Consider the following 21,999-nt stretch of genomic DNA (forward strand, 5'->3'; position numbering starts at 1 on the left):
GCTGATCGAGGTGCAGCACCCTACGCTCGGCCGGGTGCAGCTCCCCGGGCCGCCGCTGCAGCTCGAGACACTCGACGGCCGTCCGCGTGGGCGGGCCCGGCACGCGGCGCCCCCGCTGCTGGGGCAGCACGACGAGGAGGTGCGGCAGTGGCTGGCGCGGTGACGCACCTCGTCCGGCACCTGGCGGACGGGGTGCCACAGGTCGGCGTCCGGTCGGACGACGTCGTGCGCCCGGTCCCCGGGGTGGGCAGCATGGCCGAGCTGCTCGGGCAGTCCCTGGCCGCGGCACGGGACCGGGTCCTGGCCGCCGCGGGTGAGCCCGGCGTGCCGGTCGCGGACGTGCGGCTGCTGCCGCCGGTCGACGGGCTGACCGAGGTGTGGGCGTCCGGCGTGACGTACGAGCGGTCCATGGACGCGCGCGTGGAGGAGAGCCGGACGCAGGACGTCTACAGCCGCGTCTACGCCGCCGACCGCCCGGAGCTCTTCTTCAAGTCGGTCGCGTGGCGGGTGGTGACCGACGGCGAGCCGATCGCCGTGCGGCCGGACTGCTCGGTCACCGTGCCCGAACCGGAGCTCGCCGTGGTCGTCACGGCGACCGGCGAGGTCCTCGGGTACACGGTCTGCGACGACGTCTCCTCACGCGACATCGAGGGGGAGAACCCGCTGTACCTGCCGCAGGCCAAGGTCTACGCGGGCAGCTGTGCGCTCGCGACCGGCATCCGGCCGGCCTGGGAGGTGCCCGACTGGTCGCGGCTGGACGTCTCCGTGGCGGTGCTGCGCGACGGCGCGACCGTCTTCGAGGGCACGACGTCGACCGCCCGCATGCGCCGGACGGTCGACGAGCTGGTCGAGTGCCTGTTCCGCGCCCAGGACTTCCCCGCCGGCGCGGTGCTCTCCACCGGCACCGGCCTCGTGCCGGGCCTGGAGTTCACCCTGCGGCCGGGGGACGTCGTGGACGTCGTCGTCGAGGAGATCGGCACGCTGTCGAACCCCGTCACCACCGTGGCCGAGGTCCGTGGCCGGGCGGCTCCGCGGGTCAGTCGCTGACCTGCACCGCCTTCAGGGCCACCCCGCGGAAGGCGGCCAGCCGCTCGGCGGCCTCGGTGACCGCCTCCCGCGTCAGCGGCGTCCACAGCTCGACCGCCACGGTCAGCGACGAGCCGGCCTTGCGGGGCCGCCAGGTGCCCGCGACCTCGCCGTCCGCCAGCACCGCGCCGGGCCGGCCGAGCACCGGCCACAGCGCCTTGGCCCGGGCCGGGTCGTCCACCAGGAGCGGCCGGTCGCGGGCCTGCAGGAACAGGTCGAACGGGCCGAGCAGGATCACCCCGGTCGCTGGTGGCACGTCGGCGACCCTGGAGGCGTCCTCGGCGAGCAGCCAGCGCCGCTCGCCGCCCACCGGGACCTCGACGGCGTCCTCCGGCCAGCGGGCCTGCACGTCCCTGACCGGCGCGTCGAGGTAGCCGGCAACCAGCTTGGGGGTGGCCGGGCCGAGCAGCCGCAGGTACCCGCGCACGACGTCGAGCCGCTGGGGCACCGTGTCGACGGGCGCCAGACCGGGCACCGGGCGCAGCACCGGCGGCGAGGTGCCCGGCTCCAGCTCCAGCCCGGCGCGCAGCGCGGCCAGCCGGAACGGCATCTCGTGGACGTGCGTGGCGTCGCACGGCCGGCAGAACCGCAGGTAGGGCTCGGGCAGCAGCTCGGTCAGCCGCCCGGACATCTCGCCCTTGACCATCGGGGCGGTCACCACCGACCGCATGGTCGCGGCCACGACGTCCAGGCCCTCGAGGTTGCTGATCCCCGCGGCCTTGAGCGGCTTGGCCGCGTCGAAGATGCGCTTGCCGGCGTCCGCGTCGGAGAACGGCGCGGTGGCCGCGGCGACCCCGGGCAGGTCGGCCCGCCGGTACAGGTGCGGGGCGCCGCGGATCGTCCACACCGTGGCCAGCTCGTCGCCTCTCAGCGCCGCCACGTCGACGCCGCGCAGCGCGAGCGCCCACCGCCCGCCGTCCGTCCCGGTGTCCTGCACGCCGAGGTCGAGGACGGCGGTGTCGGCCAGGTCGCCGGAGGCACGGTCGAGCTGCTGGACGTGCACCCGCAGGTCGAGCACCTGGCGGCGGGTGAGGGTCGCGGGCACCGCGTCAGCGCCTCGGACGGCCGATGCCCACCACGTACAGGACGAGCAGGGCGGCACCGGGGACGCTCAGCCAGATCCACCACGGGTAGGTGTCGCCCTCGCTGGTGACCGTCACCAGCCCCCAGACCACCAGGTTCACCGCGGCGATGCTCGCCCAGACGATCATCAGCACCCGCATCGCGGTGCCGTCGTCGTCGGAGAACCACCGGCCCAGCGGCGGCGGGGACGGCGGCTCGGGCGGGGGCTCGGGCAGGTCGCGGGTGATCCGCGACAGCTCGCCGCGGGTACGGGCGGCCCAGGCCGACTGCACGCGGGTGTCGAACTCGTGCAGGTCGAGTTGGCCTGCGGCGACGGCGCGGCGCAGCCTCTCCTGGACGGCGGCCCGTTCGGGGTCCGACACGCGCAGCTCGTCGGGGTGTACCGGCTCGATCACGTGCCGATCGTGGCACCGCGACCGGACGCTGTGGGACGTGCGACGTGCGGTCCGGCTCCTGCGGTGCTGTCACCGCTCCTGCGGTGCTGCAGTGCCGCAGGAGCGTGCGGGAGACCGCAGGACCGGCTTCAGTCGGCGAGGGTGCGCAGGATCCGGGCCAGGGTGGCACGGTCGGCGGCGTCGAGGCGGGCGAACAGGTCGCGGTTGTCGGCGGCCCGGGCGGCGGCGATCTCCTGCTGCACCAGGCGTCCCCCGGCGGTCGGCGTGAGCACCACCGCCCGCCGGTCGGTCGGGTCCGGCGTGCGCTCTACCAGGCCGCGGGCCTGCAGCGCGTCGGCGACCTCGGTGGCCGAGCGCGGGGCGATGTGCAGCGCCTCCGCCAGGTCGGACAGCCGCATGCCGGCGCGGTCGGTGACGACGCGCAGCGCGCGGGCGTGGTGCGGGGAGAGGTCCCAGGGCGCCAGCGTGTCCCGCCACCGCCGGCGCTGCCCGCGGGCGGCCCGCACGAGCAGCTCGCCCAGCGCCTCGTCGTCGTCCTCCGGCATGCGGGGATCCTACCGGCGACCGTCAGGTTCCCTCATGGTGAGGTAGCCTCAGTACTGAGGAGGTGGTCGCCATCGCCGACACCAGAGGACCGGGCGGCGGTCGCCCGGGGCGCACCGTCGACCCTGCGGACCGCGCCCAGCTCGAGCGCAACCCGGTGCCGCTGCGCCGGGTGACCGCGCTGTTCGCACCCTTCCGCTGGCAGGTCACCACGGTCGTGGTGCTCATCGTCGCCTCCTCCCTGGTGGCGCTGGCGACGCCGTTCCTCGTCCGGCTGGTCATCGACGAGGCGCTGCCGCGGCAGGACGTGCGCCTGCTCGTCCGGGCGGTCCTCGGCATGCTCGCCGTGGCCGCCACCACCGCCGTCCTCGGCGTGGTGCAGACCTGGCTGTCGACGACGGTCGGCCAGCGGGTCATGCACGGCCTGCGGACGGCGGTGTTCACCCACCTGCAACGACAGTCGCTGGGCTTCTTCACCCGCACACGTGGCGGGGAGGTGCAGTCGCGGCTCACCCACGACATCGCCGGCATGCAGTCGGTGGTGACCTCGACGGCGACGTCGCTGGCGTCCAACGCGACCACGGTCGTCGGCACGGTCGCGGCGATGGTGGCGCTGTCCTGGCGGCTGTCGCTGCTCTCGCTGGTCGTCCTGCCGCCCGCGGTGCTGCTGACCCGCAAGGTCGCGCAGATGCGCCGCACGGTCACGGCGCAGCGCCAGCGGCACCTGGCCGACATGCACGCGCAGGTGGAGGAGGGGCTCTCCGTCAGCGGCGTGCTGCTGGGCAAGACCCTCGGTGCCGGGCCCGCCCAGTCCCGCCGCTTCGCCGACACCTCCCAGGACCTGGTCGGCCTCGAGGTCCGAGCGCAGCTGGCCGGGCGGTGGCGGATGGCCACGATGAGCATCGTCTTCGCCGGCATCCCGGCGCTGATCTACCTGGCCGCGGGCCTGCCGGCGACTTCCGGAGGGATGACGATCGGCACGCTGGTCGCCTTCACCGCGCTGCAGGGCACGCTGTTCCGCCCGCTGATGGGCCTGCTCGACGTCGGCGTGCAGGTCACCGCGTCGATGGCGCTGTTCAGCCGGGTGTTCGAGTACCTCGACCTGCCGGTGGAGGTCGACGACCCGGCCGACCCGGTGCCGCTGGACCCGGCCGACGTGCGCGGTGAGGTGCGGCTGGAGGGCGTGTCCTTCACCTACCCCGACGGCCACCGGCCGGCGCTGGACGGCGTCGACCTCGTCGTCCCCGCCGGGACGACGCTGGCGCTGGTGGGGGAGACCGGCTCGGGCAAGAGCACGCTGGCCTCGTTGGTCGCCCGCCTGGCCGACCCGACCGCCGGCCGGGTCACCGTCGACGGCATCGACCTGCGCGATCTCTCGCTGGCCACGCTGTCGCGGGTGGTCGGCGTCGTCGCGCAGGAGACCTACCTGCTGCACACGACGGTGCGGGAGAACCTGCGGCACGCCCGGCCCGACGCGACCGATGCCGAGATCGAGGACGCCGCCCGCCGCGCCCAGGTCCACGAGGCCATCGCCGCGCTGCCCGACGGCTACGACACCGTCGTCGGCGCCCGCGGGCACCGCTTCTCCGGCGGGGAGAAGCAGCGGCTGGCCATCGCCCGAACGCTGCTGCGCGACCCGCGGGTGCTGGTGCTCGACGAGGCCACCAGCGCGCTGGACACCGGCACCGAGCGGGCGGTGCAGGCCGCGCTCGACGAGGCCAGCCGGGGCCGGACGACGATCACCATCGCCCACCGGCTGTCGACCGTGCGGCACGCCGACCGGATCGCCGTCCTCGACGCCGGCCGGGTGGCCGAGAGCGGCACGCACGACGAGCTGGTCGCCCGCGACGGCCGGTACGCCGCGCTGGTGGCCGCCGGCGACCGGGGCGTGCCGGTGGCGGCCTAGGGCCGCGGCTCCCACAGACCGTCCAGCGCGGGGAAGACGGCGAACAGCAGCAGCGCTGTCGTGGCGAGGACCAGCAGGAGTGCCGTCGTCCCCCGCACCGCGAGCGGGCCGGGCAGGTGGCGCCAGATCCAGGCGTACACGGCTCAGACCTCCTCGAGGGCGGCGGGGCCGTCCGGGGCCACGTCCTTGCCGACCGAGGCCTCGAGCTGCCCGTGGACGACGAGCCGCTCCCGGGTGGAGAACTTCGGGTGGCAGGTGGTCATCGTCAGGAAGGCCCCGGTCGCCTCGCTGTTGGCCGCTCCGCCCGGCGTGGGGGCGACCACGCTGCTCTCGCTCGGGTCGACGACGGTCGTCGTCGTCACCCGGTAGACGTGCCAGGCGTCCACGGTCTCCACGACGACGGGGTCGCCTGGCCGGAGGACGTCCAGGGCGATGAACGGGCTGCCGCGGCCGACGCGGTGGCCGGCCATGGCGAAGTTGCCCTGCTCGCCGGGCATCGCCGAGCCGGCGTAGTGGCCGGGGCCGTCCTCGAGCTCGTCCGGGTCGGTCCCCTCGACCACGGCGCGGGTCCAGTCCTCGCCGAAGCGCGGGACGTGGAGGAAGGCGAAGGCCTGCCCGGGGTCGGGCTCCGGCACCGGCGTCCCGGACGTCCAGTCCTCACGGAGCTCCTCGGCCACCTGGTCCTGCGCCCGGTCGCTCCAGAGGTCGGTCACCCACACCTCGTAGACCACGAAGAGCAGCAGCACCGCGCCGGCGGTGACCGCGAGCTCGGAGAGCCCGCGGATGATCGTGCGGGTCATCGGTCCCCCTGTCCGATGGCGCGTCCCGCCCGCCGGGTGCCGGCGGGCGGGACGCGGGAGGCCACGGTCAGGACGCGGAGCCGGCCCTGCGGCGACGGCTCACCACCAGTCCGGCGCCCCCGCCGGCGAGGACCAGACCGCCGACCGCGGCCAGACCCAGGACGTCGGCACCGGTGTCGGGCAGCGGGGTGCCGTACTCGGTCGGCGCGGGCGGGTCCGTCGGGTCCGTGGGGTCGGTCGCCGGGACGACGACCTGGCGGCTGGTCGTGGTGGACGCGCCGTCGTCGTCGGTGACGGTCAGCGTGACGGTGTAGGTGCCGGGGGCGGCGTACTCGTGCACCACCTGCTCGCCGGTGGCGGGCGTGGAGCCGTCGCCGAAGCTCCACGTGAAACCGGTGACCGCGCCGTCGCTGTCGGCCGACCCGGCCGCGGAGAAGGTGAAGGTCGCGCCGGTGCTGGTGGTCGTGACGGCGGCGATCGGCGCCTGGTTGGCCGGGCCACCACCGGGGTTGCCACCCGGGTTGCCACCGGGGTCACCACCGGGGTCGCCGCCCGGGCCGGTGCCCGCGCCGGAGCCGAACCGGAACTCGTTGCAGCCGAAGGTCAGGCCGTGGACCACCACGTCGGCGCCCGGCTGGTAGAGGAGCTGGAAGCCGAGGCTGGTCACCGTCGCGTCGGGGTAGGCGGCGCTGATCTCGACGAGGGTGGCCTCCTCGCTGCTCTCGGAGTCGAGCTCGGCCAGCGGGCCCAGCGCGCTCCACCAGAGGTCGGTCGGCTCGCCGGCCTCCGGCTCCCAGTACACGAGGATGGCCTGGGCGGGGTCGTCGCCCGCCGGCCCGTCGAGGTCGACGTACAGCTCGTACGTCGGGTGGTTGCCGACGGGCTGGCCCGGGGCGAGCGTGGTGTCGAGGTCGACGTTCGACTGCGCGGTGGCGTCGGCCAGCGGGATCTCGAGGCCGTCCATGAAGTAGGAGGCGTAGGCGGCGCTCTGCGGGTCGGCCTCGGCCGACGGCATCGTGAGGCGCAGCCCGTCCGTCCGCATCTCCGCGGTCGCTCCCTCGCCCACGCCGGTGAGCGCCCCGGTGAAGGCCCCCTCGAGCCCGGCCAGGTCGAGCGGGGTGACCCCGCAGCCGCTCGCCGAGGCGATTCCCGGTGCGACCGTGCCGAGCACGGCGAAGGAGCCGAGACTCAGGGCTCCTGTGGCGATCAGGCTGGCAGTGCGCTTCATGACAACCCCCGTTGTCCCGTGGACGTGCGAGGGCGGATGAGCCCGGCCCCCGTCGAGCTGGACCGACACTGGCCGCCACGGAGGGGGAGGGCACCCCCCGTTGACGCCGTCCGCCACTCCCCAGGGCTGGGGGCCGCCCGCCGCGCCGTCACGCACCGCCACCGGAGCCGGCACTCTCCGGGGTTCTCGGTCCCCCCGGTCCGGGGGTTGCCGGCGACGCCGATGAGGATCGGGCGCGCGACCCGTCCTACGAGCAGAGGCCGCCGGCCGGGGCGGCCGGGAACCGAGGAGGACCATCGTGCGACCGCTCGTCGTCACCGAGTTCACGACGCTCGACGGGGTCGTGCAGGCCCCGGGCGGCCCCGACGAGGACACCGCCGGGGGCTTCGCGCACGGCGGCTGGCTGGTGCCCTTCTTCGACGACACCCTCGGGGCGCAGATGGACGCCTGGTTCGCCGGCGTCGAGGACTTCCTGCTGGGCCGCGGGACCTACGAGATCTTCGCCGCGGCCTGGCCCCAGGCGCCGACCGAGGACGACCCGGTCGCCGAGGCGCTGAACACCCGCACCAAGCACGTCGCCTCCCGCACGCTGACCTCCCTCGACTGGTCCGGCGCGCGGCTGCTGGAGGGGGACGTCGTCGACGCGGTGCGCGCGCTGCGGGACCGCGACGGCGGCGAGCTGCAGGTGCACGGCTCGCCCGGCCTGGTGCAGACGCTGCTGCGCGCGGACCTGGTGGACGAGCTCCGCCTGGTGGTGGCGCCGGTGGTGCTCGGGCAGGGCAAGCGGCTGTTCGGCGACGGCGCGATCGCGTGGTCATGGCGGCTGACCTCGTCGGCGGCCACGCCGACCGGCGTGCTGCTGTGCACCTACCGCCGGGGCGGCGAGGTGGAGACCGGCGCGATGGGCGCCGAGTACGAGGACGCCGTCAGCGGCTGAGCACCGGTTCCGGGGCAGCGTCGTCGGCCGGCGTCCGCGGCACCGGGACGGCGAGCGCCTCGGGCGGGCCCGGCCGACCGAAGTGCCAGCCCTGGCCGAGGTCGACACCCAGTGTCCGCAGCGCTGCGGCGTCGTCCGCCGTCTCCACCCCCTCGGCGACCACCCGCGCACCGGAGCCGTGCGCGAAGGTGACCAGCGAGCCGACCAGGGTGGCGAGCACGTGGTCGCCGGCCACGCCGGCGGCGATGCTGCGGTCGAGCTTGATGACGTCGGGGGAGGTCACCACGATGTGCCGCAGGCTGGAGAAGCCGGCCCCGACGTCGTCGATGGCCAGTCGCAGGCCGGCGGCGCGGAACGGCGCCAGGGTGGCGAGGAGGACGTCGTAGTCCTCGACCTCGTCGTGCTCGGTGAGCTCCAGGACGACGCGGTCCAGCGGCAGCCGGCCCAGCAGCTCCCCGCAGGCGGGGGTGAGCACGGTGGCCGGGGAGACGTTCATCGCCACGTAGCCGGCGACGCGGTCGAGGTGCTCGGCGGCGCGCTCGAGGGCCTGCAGTTCCAGGGCGTGGCCCATGCCGACGCTGTGCGCCTCGGCGAAGACGACGTCGGGCGTGCGGCCCCACTCGGCGGGGAAGCGGGAGAGCGCCTCGGCGCCCACCCGGCCGCCGGTGGCTAGGTCGACGATCGGCTGCAGCAGGACGACGGGGCCGCCGTCGGCGACCACCGGGTCGAGCCGGCCCTCGATCTCGGTGCGCCGCTCCTGGTCGCGGACCTCGGGCTCGACGATGACGGCCGCCGCGGAGGCGAGCACCTTCACCAGCGCCAGGTCGCGCTTGCCGAGCTCCTTGTCCGACCGGAAGCCGAACGCGCAGAAGGTGCCGTAGAGGCTGCCGTCGGACAGGTGCACGGGGGTGGAGACGTAGCTGCGGATGCGCGGGATGCGCGCCGAGGGCAGCTTCATGGCCTCGGGGTACTTCGTGACGTCGGGGATGACCGCGGGCAGCCTGCCGTCGAGGATGGCCTGGCAGATTGAGGTGTCCTGGCGCACCTTCGCGCCCTCCTGGACCAGCACCGGCACCGCGGTCTTGACGACCTCCAGGTGCTGGGTGGTGCCGTCCAGGCGGCTGAGGAAGGCGACACTCAGGTCCAGCGACTTCTTCGCGGTGACCAGCAGGTCGGCGATCTGCTGGTCGGCGGCCGAACGCTTCCTGCGCATCAACTGCCTCCTCTCGTCCTGCACGGTCATCGACCGTCCGGGACGGAAGCTGCAGCGCCCTCACCCGTCGGAGAGAGGGAAGGTCGCAGCCACGCCGGTGGTTGCGCAGGACAACACCAGCTGAGAGGTCTGAGAGCACATGAGCATCCCGTTGTCCGTCCTCGACCTGGCGCCGATCTCGAGGGGCCAGACGCCGGGCGAGAGCATCGCGGCCAGCGTCGCGCTGGCCCAGCGCGCGGAGCAGTCCGGCTACCGCCGCGTCTGGTACGCCGAGCACCACAACATGCCGACGATCGCCTCCTCGGCGACCAGCGTGCTGATCGCGCACGTCGCCGCGCACACGTCGTCGATCCGCCTCGGCGCCGGCGGCGTCATGCTGCCCAACCACTCGCCGCTGACCATCGCCGAGCAGTTCGGCACCCTCGAGGCGGTGCACCCGGGCCGGATCGACCTGGGGTTGGGCCGGGCGCCGGGCTCGGACCAGAACACGGTGTACGCGCTGCGCCGCGACCCCCGATCGGCCGACCGCTTCCCGCAGGACGTACTCGAGCTGCAGGGCTACCTGGCCGGCGAGACCCGGGTGCCCGGCGTCGACGCCGTCCCCGGGAAGGGCACCAACGTCCCGCTGTACATCCTGGGCTCGTCGATGTTCGGCGCGACGCTCGCCGCCGCGCTGGGCCTGCCGTACGCCTTCGCCTCGCACTTCGCGCCGGCGATGCTGGAGCCCGCGGTGGAGGCCTACCGGCGCGAGTTCAAGCCCTCGGCCCAGCTCGACCGCCCGTACGTCATCGCCGGGGTCAACGCGGTGGCGGCCGACAGCCGCGAGGCGGCGGAGGAGGCGGTCACCGCGGCCCGGCGGCGGCTGGCCGTCGGCCTGTTCGGCCGGGGCCGGCAGATGTCGGACGACGAGGCGCAGCTGCTGCTCGACGGCGGCGCCGGGCTGCACGTCGACACGATGCTGACCCACACCGCCGTCGGCACCCCGGCCGAGGTGCGCGAGTACCTGACCGGCTTTGCGCGCGAGGCCGACGCCGACGAGCTGATCGTCGCCCACCAGTTCCCCGGGGTGGAGGGCCGGCTGCGCTCGGTCGAGCTGACCGCCGAGGCAATGCAGACCGTTCCCGCCTGAGGGAGGACCCCCTGCCCCGCCGCTCGCACGCTCGCGGCGGGGGGCAGGGGCCGCCACCGCACTGCGGGTGCGTCAGTACCAGTTGTTGGCCTGGTGGAAGTCCCACGCGGCGCAGGCGCTGCCGTACCGGTTCTCGATGTAGACCAGGCCGGCGTCGATCTGCCGGAACGGGTCGGACGTCTTGGCGATGCCGGTGCCCGCCCAGGTCCCGTTCAGGAACTGGGCGATGCCGTACGCCGTGCTCGTCGGGTTCTGCGCGGCCGGGGTCCAGTTGCTCTCGGCCTCCCACAGCGCGTCGAGGCAGTCGAACTGGGTGGCGTCGTCCACCTCGGCCGCCGCGTAGTCCTTGTAGGCCTGCTTCCCGGTACCGGTGGGTGCGGGCGCAGGCTCGGGTGCCGGTGCCGGTGCCGGTGCCGGAGCAGGTGCCGGTGCCGGAGCCGGTGCCGGTGCCGGTGCCGGAGCAGCCTCGGCCGCGTCGTCGTCCCACCGGGGACGGTCACCGTCCCCCCGCTGACCGTCCCAGGTGGGGGACGCACCCCCGCGGTGCTCGTCGGCCTGGGCGATCGACTGCCCGGCGAAGGTGAGCGTGAGCGTCATGGCACCCACGGCGGTCAGCAGGTGCAGCGTGCGGCGGGTGGTCTGGCTGTGTGCGTGCATCGGGCAGTCTCCTGGTTCGGGCTCGCGGAGGCGCGCGTCGACGACCGACGGCGCGCCGGTGGCGGGTCGTACGGGATGAGCTGCGGCACGAGGGCCTGGACGTGCAGGGTCGGCAGCCGGGTGTCCGGCACCGGCCGGACGGCGGGCTCGGTCCGGCAGGCTCCCGTCGGAGGACGGGGCGGGCGCCGTGCGACGGCTGGTTCCTGGTGGCGGACAGGCGGGAGCGCGACGGTCCCAGGCCTGCGGGCGCGGGGCGCTGAGGCCCCGGGCGCGGTGGTGCTCCGTTCTCCCCGGGCCGCCTACCAGGTGAGCTGACGGGTTCGGGCTGGGAGTGCCCTACCCGCCCCCGGAGGTGTCCGGGGGCGGGACTCACCCCGGTGGTGCAGGTGGGTCCCCGGCTCGCGCCCACGGAGTGGGTGCGACTCGGCGGCATCCGGCGCGGCCTCCCCGGTCGGGGAGGAGTCGACCGGCCGGACGCAGCGACCGTAGGGCCGTGACCATTTCGTGACAACGGCCGGGCGTCGATTCATCAGGGCTGGCCGGCGACGCGCCGACGACACGCCGGGAACGGTGTCCGGGCAGGCGGACGCACCCCCGGGGCAGGGCCCCGGGGGTGTGTCGTCCGCGCTCAGGTCGCCTTCGTGACGGCGAGGTGGTCGTCGGTGTAGTGCGGGACGGCCAGGACGCCCTGCAGGCCGAGCAGGTTGCCGAAGGGGTCGACGACGACCGCGGTGACGAACGGCCCGTGCGGCGTGATCGGCGTGTACTCCTGCGCACCCATCGTCAGGAGACGGTTGAGGGTGCCCGCCACGTCGTCGACGCGCCAGTGCACGATCGCGCCGCCCGGCCCGGCCGCCCTGCCCACGGGAGCCCGGCTGCCGTCCGCGAGGGCCAGCTCGCCCTGGTGGTCGCCGATGACGAACTTGGCGTAGATGGCGCGGCCACCCGGCCCGGGCCGGGTGAACACGGGCGCGTGGCCCAGGAACTCGGTGTACCAGGCCGTGGCCGCGGCCACGTCGTCCACCAGGAAGATGACCGCCGAGAACCCTCGCAGACTCATCGTCAGTCCTCCGGCTTCCAGTCCGGAGCGGTCCAGCGGTGGAACACCCGGGCCACCGAGTCGCGCGGGCTCTGCCACGTCTCCGGGCGGTACGGGCTGACGTAGGGCGCCAGATCCGCCATGACCTTCGCGAAGGCCGGCCGCATCGACTCGTGGTTCTCCCGCACGGCCGCCGCCTTGACCCGGTCCTGCTCCAGGAGGTGTACGAACACGTCCTCCATCGAGTACAGCCAACGGCCGGTGACGCCGGTCTCCGTCGGCAGCCCACCCGCGTCGGACTCGGCGAACACCCGGGCGATGTCCTCCTCGCTGCCCGGCCGCATCCGCTGGACGATGACGGTCATCTCCCGGTCGGGGGAGACCTCGCCCTCGGGCACCCACGTATAGAAGTGCTTCGCCACCGAGTGCGACGGGTTCTGCCAGTAGCTCGGGTACGGGGTCACGTACGGGGCGATGGCCTCGGCGATCGCCTGGAAGGCGGGCAGCCCCCGGCGCTGGCCGGAGACCTCCGGGTCCTCCTTGCGCTCGATGACGTGCAGGTACAGGCCCTCGTACGAGAGCAGGACCCGCCCGACGACCCCGAGGTCCTGCGGCCGGGTGGTCCGGTCGTAGTAGGCGAACACCGGTCCGACCTTGTCCTCGCTGCCGGGGACCATCCGGCAGACGATGACGTTGCGGAACGGGCGCCAGGTGCCCGAGTACCAGGACGCGGGCGCCGAGGCGGTGTTCGCGAACTCGACGGTGTCGTTCGCCCAGGGCTGTTCCGTGGGGGTCGTCGAGGCGTCGGCCGCAGGGTCGGCCGACGGGGTCGTCTGGGTCATCGCGTGCCTCCGGGGGTGGGAGTGGGGGTGAAGCGCAGCGGCAGCTCGAGGAGCCCGCGGAAGGCCGAGGCGGCGGGGAGCCACTGCAGCTCCTCGACGGGGACGTCGAGGCGCAGGTCGGGCAGGCGGACGAGGATCCGCCGCAGTGCGGTCGTGGCCTCCAGCCGGGCGAGGGCGGTGCCCAGGCAGTAGTGGACGCCGTGGCCGAAGGACATGTGCTGGGTGTCGCCGCGGGTCAGGTCGAGCGCGTCCGGGTCCGCGACCAGCTCCGGGTCGTGGTTGGCCGAGCTGAGCACGACCGTGACGATCGAGCCGGCCGGGATGGGCACGCCGCCGATCTCGAGGTCCTCGGTCGCGAACCGGAAGCTCGACACCGGGACCGACCCGTCGAAGCGCAGCAGCTCCTCCACGGCGTCGGGCACCAGGTCGGGGTCGGCGAGCAGCTTCTCCATCTCCTCGGGGTGGGTCAGCAGCGCGACCACGGCGTTGCCGAGGAAGTCCGAGGTGGTCTGGTAGCCGGCGAACAACAGCAGGAAGCAGGTGCTCACCAGCTCTGCCTCCGACAGCCGCCCGTCCCCGTCGCGGGCGGTGATCAGCGCGCTCACCAGGTCCTCGCCGGGATCGCGGCGCTTGGCCGCCACCAGGCCGGTGAAGTAGGCGTGCAGCCGCTCCTGGGCCTGCCCGATCGCGGCCCGGTCCTCCTGGGGGCTGCGTCCACCGGTGCCGACGGTCCGGATGACCTGGGTGCCGGCCAGGATTTCCTCGTGGTCGGCCTCGGGGATCCCGAGCAGGTCGCCGATAACCGCCAGCGGCAGCCGGAGGGCGAAGTCGTCCACGAAGTCGGTGGCGCCACGCGGCGCGATGCGGTCCAGCAGGCCCTCGACGATCTCCTCCACCCGGGGCCGCATCGCCTCGATGCGCCGCGGGGTGAACGCCTGCGTCACCAGGCGCCGCAGCCGGCTGTGCTCCGGCGGGTCGGAGTTGAGCATGTTGGTGTTGATCTGCCGTGCCTTCTCGCCGAACACCGCCAGGTAGGTGTCCCCGGCGCGGTAGAGGTCCTTGGACAGCCGCGGGTCCGACAGCGCCTGCCGGGCGTCGTCGTAGCGGGTGACCAGGAACGAGTCGAAGCGCGGCGTCCGCACCTTGACCACCGGCCGCTCGGCGCGCAGCCGGGCGTAGACCGGGTAGGGGTCGGCGCGGAACTCCGGCGTGTAGATCTCCCCGCCGGGGACGACGTCGTCGCTCGTCCCGGAGCTCGCGGGTGCGGTCTGCGTCATGGGGTCTCCCTCGGGTGGGGGTGGTCGTGGGGGTGGGGTCCGGTCACTGCGCGAAGACCCCGGCCAGGTGGTCGAGGAGGGCGTCCTCGTCCAGGGGGCGACCGCGGAAGCCGACGTGACCGTCGGGGCGGACCAGGTAGGCCGCCGTCCCCGCGCCCGCGGTGCCGTAGGCGGCGGCGAAGGTGCCCTCGGCGTCGCGGACGACGGGCAGGTCGACGAGGAGCGGCACCCGGGCCTCGGGAGCGGCGACGAGGTAGGCCCCCACCTCGCCGCGGGTCTGCTGCCGCACGGCGACGGCCAGCTTCTCCAGGTCCGACACCTGCTCCTCCGACGCGGTGGCGTCGGCGTGCAGCAGCAGCGTGGAGCGGGTGCCGCGGGTGAGGTCGAACAGCCGCAGCGGGTGGCCCACGCCGAAGCGCCGCAGGCCCTGCACGTCCGGCGCCCGGTGGCCGGGCTCCGGACCGGCCGGGAAGGCCTCCCCGCCGGGCCCCTCGCCGACCAGCGGGCTGCCGGCGTAGTTCATGGTCATCTGCATCTCGAGCAGGAACTGGGCCTTCTCGTCCTCCATGTCCATCTCGTCGGTGAACGCGATGGCCACGGCCCGGTCCACGATCATCTTCCCGGCGGGACGGCGCTCGGCGTCGTAGCTGTCCAGCAGCCCGGGCGCGGCCTCCCTCCGCACGGCGAGGGCGAGCTTCCAGCCGAGGTTCCAGGCGTCCTGGATGCCGGTGTTCATCCCCTGCCCGCCGGCCGGCGGGTGCAGGTGCGCGGCGTCGCCGGCGACGAAGACCCGCCCCTCGCGGTAGCGGTCGACGATGCCGTGCTTGATCCGGAAGATCGACGACCAGCGCAGGTTGCTCGCCGTCGTCCCGGGCGGACCCAGGTCGTCGATCGCGGCCTGCATGTCGGCCAGCGTCGGCGGCTCGTACTCCTGCCAGAACCCGGGCGGGACGACGCCGGAGCCGACCGCGTCCTGCCACCGCTGGGGGGCCAGGGTCGCGATCCGGTAGCGGTTGCGGCCCTTGAGGGGGACGCAGACGAGCATCCCGGTGAAGTCGTCGCCGTTCTCGATGCGCACGAAGCGCACCAGGTGCCCGGCCGGCAGGTCCCAGTCGACGTCGACGTCCCCGAGCATGAACAGCTGCGGGAACATCGACAGCCCGCCCTCGAAGGCCAGCCCCAGCCCGGAGCGGACGGCGCTGTGCGCCCCGTCGCAGCCGACCAGGTACTGCGCCCGGGTGGTCTCCCCCTCGCCGGAGCCGTGCCGCAGCTGCGCGGTGACGCCCTCGTCGTCCTGGGTGAAGCCGACCAGCTCGACCCCGCGTTCGACGACCACGCCGAGGGAGGCCAGCTTGGCGCCGAGGATGCGCTCGGTGTCGTACTGCGGCAGCCCGAGGTGGGCGTAGGGCAGCTCGTCGAGGCCGGCCCAGTCGACCTGGTGGGTCTGCTCGCCGTTGACGAACACCGTCTGGCCGTACAGCCAGATCCCGGCGTCCATCGCCTCGGTGACGATGCCCTGGTCCTCCCAGATCTCCATCGTCCGGCAGTGGATGCCGATCGCCTTGTCCGCCTGGGTGGACGCCTGGGGTCGCTTGTCCACGACGCGGACGGCGATGCCGCGGCGGGCCAGCTCGATCGCGTGGGTCAGGCCGGCCGGGCCGGCGCCGACGACGAGCACCTCGACCGCCCGACCGGGCCGCGCGGCGACGTCCGCCGCCGGGGCCGGCAGCGCCGCCGCGGCGGGGGCGTGCTGGTCGTCCGGCTTCTCGACGAACTCCTGCACGCTGGCGCTGGGCACCGTGCTGGTGAGGGCCGGCTCGGTGCCGGCGGCCTGTTCTGCGGACAGCTGCACCGGCTGACCGGCCACCACCTCCAGGTCCGGCTCCGGCGCCACGGGCACGCCGTCGGGGACGACGGCGTCGACGGCGGCCGGCTGCTGCGCGGGCAGCGTCCCGGCCGCGGCGGTCTCCGCTGGCGGCACCGGTCGCACGCGCAGCGCGAAGACCCTGCGGTCCTCACCCCTCGCCAGCCACCGGCCGAGCGGGCCGGCGACCCAGTTCGCCGGCTCCGCCGTCCAGTCGGTGAAGTGCCGCTCGGAGTCCCACTCGGCGACGACGTGGTAGCGCCGCCCGTCGGGCTCGCGCAGCAGCTCCTCGCGCGCGTGGCCGGGGGCGCTGCGGGCGAGCTGCGCGGCGGCGAGGTAGGCGAGCTCGAAGGCCTCCTGCTCCCAGGGCTCGACGGCGACGGCGGAGTCGACGCGCACCCGCTCCACCTCGACGTCCCCGCCGGGCGAGTCCAGCGGCGGGAAGTCGGCGTCCGCGTCGGGCCGCCGGCGGATCTCCAGCACCTCACGCCGGAACTCCACCGAGTGCCACCGGGCCAGCGGGGCGCCGGCCGCCATGTGGGAGGGGTCCTCGACCCACTGCACGAAGTCGTCCTCGGACTCCCATTCCGCGAAGATGTGGTAGCGCAGGCCGCTGTCGTCCCGCAGCAGCTCCTCGCGCACGTACCCGCGCGAGTCCCCGATCCGCTCGGTGACCGTCGTGTACGCGCGCTCGAAGGCCACCTGCTCGCCCGGCTTGACGCTGGTGGAGAAGTCGATGCGCACCGGCCGGGGCCGCTCGGCGTCCACCGTCGCCAGCACGGTGAACGTCGAGCGGGTGGCGTCCTCGCGCAGGTCGCGCAGTGCCTCGGTGAGCGTCTCCCGGGCCTCGCTGCGCCCGAAGGCGTCCACCGACGCCCGGTCGGTCCAGTCGCTGACGATGGCGAACCAGCGCGGGTCGCCCTCGTCGCGCATCAGCTCCTGGCGCAGGTTGCCCGGCACCCGGCTGATCTCGGCGGCGGCCCGGCGCCAGGCGGCCTCGAACTCCGCCTCGCAGCCCTCCTGCGCGCGCATCCGCAGGAGGGTCCGCACCGCCGCCCGACCGCCGCCCTCCGGCGCCGCCGTCATGCCGTCCCCTGCACGCCCGGGACGGTGGCCAGCACCTCGTAGGTGTTGCGGGCCGCGTCCTCGCGGAGGTCGCGCAACGCCTCGGTCAGCGTCTCGCGGGCGCTGCTGCGGCCGAACTCGTCGACCGCGGCCCGGTCGGTCCAGTCGCTGGTGATGAGGAAGGTACGGGGGTCGTCGGCGTCGCGGATCAGCTCTTGGCGCAGGTTGCCCGGCACCCGGCTGATCTCGGCGGCGGCCCGGCGCCAGGCGGCCTCGAACTCCGCCTCGCAGCCCTCTCGGGTGCGCATCCGCAGCACGGTGCGCACCCCCGTCGGCGGGACGGTCGTCATCCCGACTCCTCCTCCTCGTACCGGCGCAGGACGAGGGCGCTGTTGAAGCCCCCGAAGCCCCGGGCGAGGACGACGACGACGTCGAGGTCGCGCTCGCGGTTCTCGAGCACCAGGTCCAGCCCGTACTCCGCCACCGGCCGGTTGACGTTGCCGGTGGCGGGCAGCACCCCGTCGCGCATGGCGAGCAGGGCGGTCGCCACGTTGAGCGCCGACCCGCCGGCCATGAGCCGGCCGGTCCAGGACGACGGCGCGGTCACCGGTACGCCGCGCTCGCCGAACACCGCGGTGATCGCCTGCGCCTCCAACGCATCGAGCTCGGGGACGCCGGCGCCGTCGGCGACCACCAGGCCCACCTCCTCCGGCGCCACGCCGGCGTCGGCCAGCGCGAGCCGGATCGCGCGCGTGTACTGGGTCGCGTCGGGTGCCGGGTCCTCGTGGTGGTGGGCGTCGTGGGTGGCGCCGTAGCCGATCACCTCGCCCCACACGCGCTGCGCACCACGGGCTCGTGCGGCGTCGGCCTCCTCGAGCAGCAGGATCGCGCCGCCCTCGCCGATGGCGTGGCCGTTGGCCCGCTCGTCGAAGGGCTTGTAGGCGTCCTCCGGGCGCGGGGCGGTGGACAGCCGCCCGCTGGTGACCTGGCACAGCAGCGCGTACGGCGTCACGCCGGCCTCGGTGCCGCCCACCAGCACGGCCGGGGTGCCGCGGCGCGCCACCCGCCGCGCCCAGCCGATGCTGTCCAGCCCGCCGGCGCCCTCGCTGACGACCACGCCGGAGGGGCCCTTGTAGCCGTCGCGGATCGACACCTGGCCGGTGCTGGCCGCGTAGAACCAGGCGATGGACTGGTAGGCGCCCACCGACCGGGGGCCCTTGGCCCACAGCCCCTGGATCTCGTGCTGGCTGAACTCGTTGCCGCCGGAGCCGGCGGCGAGGAACACCGAGGTGGCGTAGGCCTCCTCCGGCGGGATGTAGCCGGCGTCCTCGGCGGCCAGCGTCGCCGCGGCCAGCGACATCCACGACCACCGGTCGGTCTGCACCTTGAGCTGTGGCACGACGTACTGCTCGGGGTCGAAGTCGCGCACCTGCCCGGCGACGGTCACCCCGTACCGCGAGGCGTCGAAGCCCTCGATGGGGCGCACCGCCAGCTCCCCGCGCAGCAGGGACCGCCAGTGTTCCTCGACGCCGACGCCGGTGGGGGCGACGACGCCGATGCCGGTGACCAGCAGCCGGGTGGTCCCGCGCGGGGGTGCGGTGATCGCCCGGCCCTCGGGGGCGGTGTCCCGGGCGTAGCCGGCCACCTCGGTGACCACGCCCTCGTCGTTGATGACGGTCGTTTCGGTCATGCGGGCCTCCGATCGGGCTTGGCCAGCACGATGGCCGACTGGAAACCGCCGAACCCACTGCCCACCGAGACGGCGACGTCGACCTTGTGGTCGCGGGCGGTCTTGGGGACGTAGTCCAGGTCGCACTCGGGGTCGGGCACCTCGTAGTTGGCCGTCGGCGGGACGACCTGCCGCTGCACGGCGAGCGCGGTGGCGGCGATCTCGATCGAGCCGATGGCGCCCAGCGAGTGCCCCACCATCGACTTGAGCGAGCTCATCGGCACGCTGTAGGCGGCCTCGCCGAGGCTCAGCTTGACCGCGGCGGTCTCGTGCCGGTCGTTCTGCTTGGTCCCCGACCCGTGGGCGTTGACGTAGCCGACCTCGCTGCCGTCGATCCGCCCCTGGGCCAGTGCCTGGTCCAGGGCCTCGGACATCTCCACGCCGTCCGGACGCAGGCCGGTCATGTGGAAGGCGTTGCAGCGGTTGGCGTAGCCGGTGACCTCGCAGTAGATCTCCGCGCCCCGCCGCTGGGCGTGCTCCAGCTCCTCCAGGACCATCACCGCCGAGCCCTCACCCATGACGAAGCCGTCGCGGCGGGCGTCGAAGGGCTTGGAGGCGTGCTCCGGGTCGGCGTTGTTGCCCGTCGTCGCCCGGATGGTGTCGAAGCAGGCCATCGAGATCGGCGAGATCGGCGCGTCGCTGGCACCGGCGAGCACCACGTCGGCGTCGCCGTCCTCGATCAGCTGGCTGCCGTAGCCGACCGCGTCGATGCCCGACGTGCAACCGGTGGACACCACCGTCCCCGGGCCCTGCGCCCGGAACCGCACGGCCACCTCGGTGGCCGCGCAGCTGGGCACCAGGGCCTGGTGGAGGAACCGGGAGGCGTAGCGGGGGTCGACCAGCCAGTGCTTGCCGGCGTCGCTGACCTGGACGTACTCGTCCTCCAGCCGGGTCGTGGCCCCGACGGCGCTGCCGATGGTGACCCCGACCCGCTCGGGCTCCGGCGCGTCCGGGGCACCGCCGACCCCCATGCGCAGCCCGCTGTCGGCGACCGCCTCGTCCGCCGCCACCAGCGCGAACTGCACGAAGCGGTCGTTGCGGTGCACCTCCTGGGCGGTGAGGCCCAGCTTCCGGCCGTCGAAGTCCACCTCGGCGGCCACCTGCGACCGGAAGCGGCTCGGGTCGAAGAAGGTGATCCGGCGGGTCGCCGTCCGGCCGGCGGTGATCATTTCCCAGAAGCCCTCGCGGCCCATGGACCCGGGTGCGACCACGCCGATCCCGGTGATGACGACCCGCCGTCGAGAGGCGCTCACCGCACGCCCGGCGACGGCTCGGTGTCGACGTGGCCCAGCTCCGGTCGCGGCGCCAGCGGGCCGCAGAGGAAGACGAAGGTGGCCGTCGTCGCGGAGTCGTTGACGATGCGGTGCCGCACCCCGATCGGGATGTGGACGGCGGACTCGCCGGTCAGCCGCCGCTCCTCGCCGTCCAGGGTCACCAGGACGTCCCCGCTCTGGCAGTAGAGGAACTCCTCCGAGTACGGGTGCCAGTGCTCGGTGACGACCTCGCCGGGCTCGAGGGTGAGGGTGCCCATGAACCCGGCGGTGGAGCCGACGCTGGCCGGCGACAGCAGGACGCGGATGTCGCCGCCGCGCCGGCGGTTCGGGGGCGTGTCGGCGCGGTGGACGGTGGGTCCGCAGCGCACCTTGGCCGACGGGGGGTGCTGGATGGTGGTCATGTCTCTCCTCCGGTGTGGACGGGCACCGCGGGAGCGGGCTCCAGGGGTGTGGTCGGGAGCGGTGTCCCGGGCCCGGCGGCGAGGTGCACCGGGAGGTCGGGGTGGACCTGGCGGATGAGGGGCCCCAGGACCGGGACGGCAGCCACCTCGACGACCTCGGTCGCCCCGGCCTCGACCAGCGCGCGGGAGGTGGCCTCCCACTGCACGGGCGAGGTGAGGTGGGCGCGCAGGCAGCGGGCGAGCTGCTCGGGGTCCCGCGTCGGCCGGCCGTCGGCGTTGGGGACGACGGGCACGTCCGGCTCGGACCACTCGAGGTCGGCGAAGGCGGCGCCGAGGTGCCGGGCGACCGGCGCGACGAGCGGGCCGTGGCAGGCGGTGCGCCCGGGCAGCCGGACCAGTTCCAGCCCGGCGGCGAGCACGGTCTCCCGTGCCCGCGCCAGCGCCTCGCAGCCGCCGGCGAGCAGGACCTGGGACGGCCCGTCGACCGCCGCGACCGCCAGCGCCCCGGTGTCGCCCACGTCCTCGACGACCGCGCGGGCCACCTCGCCGGCGCCGGGTCCGACGACGGCCGCCATGCCCGCGCAGGACGGGCGCGGCGACAGCGACAGCAGCTCGGCGCGCCAGTGGACCAGCTCCACGACCTGGTCCAGGGGGAGCGCGCCGGCGGCCACCAGGGCGGCGTACTCGCCGACTCCGTGCCCGGCGACGACGACCGGCCGCAGGCCACGCTCGGTCAGGCTGCGGTAGCCGGCGATCCCGCTGACCACGACCTCGACGTGGGCGGCCGTGGTGTCGCAGCAGAGGTTGAGCGGGTCGCGCCACCACGTGGCCACGTCGCGCCCCACCACCGCGGAGGCCTCGTCGACCACCGCGCGGGCCGCCGCGTCCTCGAGCCAGGCGTCGACCGCGCCGGCCCGGACGCCGGCCTCCCCGGCGAGGACGACGGCGGTGCCGGTCACGTCGCCGGCTCCCCGGACCGGGCGGCGGCCGCCGCCTCCACCTTGTCCTTGATGATCCCCATCTGTACCTTGCTGTTGGCGTCGATCCGCCGGGTCATCCCCTCGGTGTCGATGGGGGCCTCCGGGCGCATCCGGAAGTCCTGCACCCAGCGCATCCGGGTGCCGGACCCCTCCGGGGCGTAGTTCCACCGGATGTCCATGAACTCGAAGGGGCCGGGCTCCACCCGCCGGGCGCGCACCTCGTGGGCCGCCTCGTCGAGCGTGCGCTCGGAGACCCAGCTCCAGACCCGCCCGCTCTCGTCCGGGTGCATCTTGAGCCGGAACCGGAACCAGTTCTCGGTCGAGGCGAGGATCTCCACCTCGGCGTACTCGGTGAACAGGTCCGGCCACGACGGCAGGTCGTTGGTCATCGCCCAGACGTGGTCGATCGGGGCGTCGATGTAGATCGAGTTGTCCGTGTGCCCGGCGGTGGCGGTGCCCGGCTCGACAGTGCTGCTCACGGGGGTCCCTCCTGGGATGTCGACGGATGTGACGGCCTCCGGCCCCGTCCGGAGGCTCGCCGCGAGCCTGCG

At 74.6% G+C, this 21,999-nt stretch carries 23 protein-coding genes and 1 riboswitch; of the genes, 5 read left to right on the top strand and 18 right to left on the bottom strand.

What is annotated here, in order from left to right; translation table 11 throughout:
• The first annotated feature begins 34 nt into the window (after positions 1-34).
• A complete protein-coding gene (locus GOBS_RS29110) occupies positions 35-163 on the top strand; it encodes a hypothetical protein (RefSeq protein ID WP_279432632.1) in 129 nt (42 codons plus the stop codon).
• Positions 148-1,047, top strand: coding sequence for a fumarylacetoacetate hydrolase family protein (locus tag GOBS_RS00630; RefSeq protein ID WP_012946375.1), 900 nt, complete (start codon positions 148-150; stop codon positions 1,045-1,047). The genes GOBS_RS29110 and GOBS_RS00630 overlap by 16 nt, the downstream gene beginning before the upstream one ends.
• Here the strand turns inward: GOBS_RS00630 and GOBS_RS00635 are convergent.
• The 3 genes from GOBS_RS00635 to GOBS_RS00645 all read right to left on the bottom strand — a co-directional run bounded on the left by GOBS_RS00635 (position 1,037) and on the right by GOBS_RS00645 (position 3,109).
• Positions 1,037-2,131: a winged helix DNA-binding domain-containing protein gene (locus tag GOBS_RS00635; RefSeq protein WP_012946376.1), complete on the bottom strand. Its 1,095-nt coding sequence runs from the start codon at positions 2,129-2,131 to the stop codon at positions 1,037-1,039. The two genes, GOBS_RS00630 and GOBS_RS00635, sit on opposite strands and share 11 nt — an antisense overlap.
• 4 nt (positions 2,132-2,135) lie before the next feature.
• Positions 2,136-2,564 carry a DUF1707 SHOCT-like domain-containing protein gene (locus GOBS_RS00640; RefSeq protein ID WP_012946377.1) on the bottom strand — a complete coding sequence of 143 codons (429 nt, stop codon included), beginning with the start codon at positions 2,562-2,564 and terminating at the stop codon, positions 2,136-2,138.
• Between the two features lie 128 nt (positions 2,565-2,692).
• Positions 2,693-3,109: a MarR family winged helix-turn-helix transcriptional regulator gene (locus GOBS_RS00645; protein ID WP_012946378.1), complete on the bottom strand. Its 417-nt coding sequence runs from the start codon at positions 3,107-3,109 to the stop codon at positions 2,693-2,695.
• Positions 3,110-3,171: 62 nt separating this feature from the next.
• Here GOBS_RS00645 and GOBS_RS00650 point away from each other — a divergent pair, with 62 nt between their 5' ends.
• Positions 3,172-5,013, top strand: coding sequence for an ABC transporter ATP-binding protein (locus tag GOBS_RS00650; RefSeq protein ID WP_012946379.1), 1,842 nt, complete (start codon positions 3,172-3,174; stop codon positions 5,011-5,013).
• Here GOBS_RS00650 and GOBS_RS26705 read toward each other — a convergent pair.
• The 3 genes from GOBS_RS26705 to GOBS_RS27895 form a co-directional block, all read right to left on the bottom strand.
• The gene (locus tag GOBS_RS26705; protein WP_012946380.1) at positions 5,010-5,153 is read right to left on the bottom strand and encodes a hypothetical protein; all 144 of its coding nucleotides are present in this window, start codon (positions 5,151-5,153) and stop codon (positions 5,010-5,012) included. The two genes, GOBS_RS00650 and GOBS_RS26705, sit on opposite strands and share 4 nt — an antisense overlap.
• Positions 5,154-5,156: 3 nt before the next feature.
• Positions 5,157-5,813: a class E sortase gene (locus tag GOBS_RS00655; protein WP_012946381.1), complete on the bottom strand. Its 657-nt coding sequence runs from the start codon at positions 5,811-5,813 to the stop codon at positions 5,157-5,159.
• Positions 5,814-5,880: 67 nt separating this feature from the next.
• Positions 5,881-7,041 (bottom strand): PKD domain-containing protein, encoded by a 1,161-nt coding sequence (locus GOBS_RS27895; protein ID WP_012946382.1) that lies wholly within the window; start codon positions 7,039-7,041, stop codon positions 5,881-5,883.
• Positions 7,042-7,339: 298 nt separating this feature from the next.
• Between GOBS_RS27895 and GOBS_RS00665 the strand changes: the two genes are divergently transcribed.
• Complete coding sequence (locus tag GOBS_RS00665; RefSeq protein WP_012946383.1) at positions 7,340-7,978, top strand: dihydrofolate reductase family protein; 639 nt, start codon at positions 7,340-7,342, stop codon at positions 7,976-7,978.
• Here the strand turns inward: GOBS_RS00665 and GOBS_RS00670 are convergent.
• The gene (locus GOBS_RS00670; protein ID WP_012946384.1) at positions 7,968-9,191 is read right to left on the bottom strand and encodes a sensor domain-containing phosphodiesterase; all 1,224 of its coding nucleotides are present in this window, start codon (positions 9,189-9,191) and stop codon (positions 7,968-7,970) included. The genes GOBS_RS00665 and GOBS_RS00670 overlap by 11 nt on opposite strands.
• Positions 9,192-9,330: 139 nt before the next feature.
• On the opposite strand from GOBS_RS00670, the gene GOBS_RS00675 reads away from it, so the two are divergent.
• Positions 9,331-10,320 carry an LLM class flavin-dependent oxidoreductase gene (locus GOBS_RS00675; RefSeq protein WP_012946385.1) on the top strand — a complete coding sequence of 330 codons (990 nt, stop codon included), beginning with the start codon at positions 9,331-9,333 and terminating at the stop codon, positions 10,318-10,320.
• Between the two features lie 72 nt (positions 10,321-10,392).
• Here GOBS_RS00675 and GOBS_RS26965 read toward each other — a convergent pair whose 3' ends face one another.
• The 11 genes from GOBS_RS26965 to GOBS_RS00730 all read right to left on the bottom strand — a co-directional run bounded on the left by GOBS_RS26965 (position 10,393) and on the right by GOBS_RS00730 (position 21,927).
• Entirely contained in the window at positions 10,393-10,977 is a 585-nt protein-coding gene (locus GOBS_RS26965; protein ID WP_012946386.1) for an aggregation-promoting factor C-terminal-like domain-containing protein, read from the bottom strand.
• Positions 10,978-11,258: 281 nt separating this feature from the next.
• A riboswitch (cyclic di-AMP (ydaO/yuaA leader) is annotated at positions 11,259-11,416 on the bottom strand.
• 189 nt (positions 11,417-11,605) lie between these two features.
• Complete coding sequence (locus tag GOBS_RS00685; protein WP_012946387.1) at positions 11,606-12,037, bottom strand: VOC family protein; 432 nt, start codon at positions 12,035-12,037, stop codon at positions 11,606-11,608.
• 2 nt (positions 12,038-12,039) lie between these two features.
• Positions 12,040-12,858 carry a TcmI family type II polyketide cyclase gene (locus tag GOBS_RS25010; protein ID WP_012946388.1) on the bottom strand — a complete coding sequence of 273 codons (819 nt, stop codon included), beginning with the start codon at positions 12,856-12,858 and terminating at the stop codon, positions 12,040-12,042.
• On the bottom strand, positions 12,855-14,135 hold the full coding sequence (locus GOBS_RS00695; protein ID WP_012946389.1) for a cytochrome P450 family protein: 1,281 nt from the start codon (positions 14,133-14,135) through the stop codon (positions 12,855-12,857). The genes GOBS_RS25010 and GOBS_RS00695 overlap by 4 nt, the downstream gene beginning before the upstream one ends.
• Before the next feature lie 43 nt (positions 14,136-14,178).
• Positions 14,179-17,085, bottom strand: coding sequence for an FAD-dependent monooxygenase (locus tag GOBS_RS25015; protein WP_012946390.1), 2,907 nt, complete (start codon positions 17,083-17,085; stop codon positions 14,179-14,181).
• Positions 17,082-17,414 carry a putative quinol monooxygenase gene (locus GOBS_RS00705; protein WP_012946391.1) on the bottom strand — a complete coding sequence of 111 codons (333 nt, stop codon included), beginning with the start codon at positions 17,412-17,414 and terminating at the stop codon, positions 17,082-17,084. The genes GOBS_RS25015 and GOBS_RS00705 overlap by 4 nt, the downstream gene beginning before the upstream one ends.
• The gene (locus GOBS_RS00710) at positions 17,411-18,754 is read right to left on the bottom strand and encodes a beta-ketoacyl synthase N-terminal-like domain-containing protein (RefSeq protein ID WP_012946392.1); all 1,344 of its coding nucleotides are present in this window, start codon (positions 18,752-18,754) and stop codon (positions 17,411-17,413) included. Before GOBS_RS00710 ends, GOBS_RS00705 begins: the two co-directional genes overlap by 4 nt.
• Entirely contained in the window at positions 18,751-20,046 is a 1,296-nt protein-coding gene (locus GOBS_RS00715; protein WP_012946393.1) for a beta-ketoacyl-[acyl-carrier-protein] synthase family protein, read from the bottom strand. The genes GOBS_RS00710 and GOBS_RS00715 overlap by 4 nt, the downstream gene beginning before the upstream one ends.
• Positions 20,043-20,468, bottom strand: coding sequence for a cupin domain-containing protein (locus GOBS_RS00720; protein WP_012946394.1), 426 nt, complete (start codon positions 20,466-20,468; stop codon positions 20,043-20,045). The genes GOBS_RS00715 and GOBS_RS00720 overlap by 4 nt, the downstream gene beginning before the upstream one ends.
• Positions 20,465-21,427, bottom strand: coding sequence for an ACP S-malonyltransferase (locus GOBS_RS00725; protein ID WP_012946395.1), 963 nt, complete (start codon positions 21,425-21,427; stop codon positions 20,465-20,467). The genes GOBS_RS00720 and GOBS_RS00725 overlap by 4 nt, the downstream gene beginning before the upstream one ends.
• On the bottom strand, positions 21,424-21,927 hold the full coding sequence (locus tag GOBS_RS00730) for an SRPBCC family protein (RefSeq protein ID WP_012946396.1): 504 nt from the start codon (positions 21,925-21,927) through the stop codon (positions 21,424-21,426). Before GOBS_RS00730 ends, GOBS_RS00725 begins: the two co-directional genes overlap by 4 nt.
• Between the last annotated feature and the right edge of the window lie 72 nt (positions 21,928-21,999).

The sequence above is a fragment of the Geodermatophilus obscurus DSM 43160 genome (assembly GCF_000025345.1).
Taxonomy (GTDB): domain Bacteria; phylum Actinomycetota; class Actinomycetes; order Mycobacteriales; family Geodermatophilaceae; genus Geodermatophilus; species Geodermatophilus obscurus.

Coding starts and splice junctions, on each gene's coding strand:
- GOBS_RS00645 (WP_012946378.1), bottom strand. CDS start 3,109: ATGCCGGAGGACGACGACGAGGCGCTGGGCGAGCTGCTCGTGCGGGCC.
- GOBS_RS00655 (WP_012946381.1), bottom strand. CDS start 5,813: ATGACCCGCACGATCATCCGCGGGCTCTCCGAGCTCGCGGTCACCGCC.
- GOBS_RS27895 (WP_012946382.1), bottom strand. CDS start 7,041: ATGAAGCGCACTGCCAGCCTGATCGCCACAGGAGCCCTGAGTCTCGGC.
- GOBS_RS00670 (WP_012946384.1), bottom strand. CDS start 9,191: ATGCGCAGGAAGCGTTCGGCCGCCGACCAGCAGATCGCCGACCTGCTG.
- GOBS_RS00675 (WP_012946385.1), top strand. CDS start 9,331: ATGAGCATCCCGTTGTCCGTCCTCGACCTGGCGCCGATCTCGAGGGGC.
- GOBS_RS26965 (WP_012946386.1), bottom strand. CDS start 10,977: ATGCACGCACACAGCCAGACCACCCGCCGCACGCTGCACCTGCTGACC.
- GOBS_RS00685 (WP_012946387.1), bottom strand. CDS start 12,037: ATGAGTCTGCGAGGGTTCTCGGCGGTCATCTTCCTGGTGGACGACGTG.
- GOBS_RS25010 (WP_012946388.1), bottom strand. CDS start 12,858: ATGACCCAGACGACCCCGTCGGCCGACCCTGCGGCCGACGCCTCGACG.
- GOBS_RS00695 (WP_012946389.1), bottom strand. CDS start 14,135: ATGACGCAGACCGCACCCGCGAGCTCCGGGACGAGCGACGACGTCGTC.
- GOBS_RS25015 (WP_012946390.1), bottom strand. CDS start 17,085: ATGACGGCGGCGCCGGAGGGCGGCGGTCGGGCGGCGGTGCGGACCCTC.
- GOBS_RS00705 (WP_012946391.1), bottom strand. CDS start 17,414: ATGACGACCGTCCCGCCGACGGGGGTGCGCACCGTGCTGCGGATGCGC.
- GOBS_RS00710 (WP_012946392.1), bottom strand. CDS start 18,754: ATGACCGAAACGACCGTCATCAACGACGAGGGCGTGGTCACCGAGGTG.
- GOBS_RS00720 (WP_012946394.1), bottom strand. CDS start 20,468: ATGACCACCATCCAGCACCCCCCGTCGGCCAAGGTGCGCTGCGGACCC.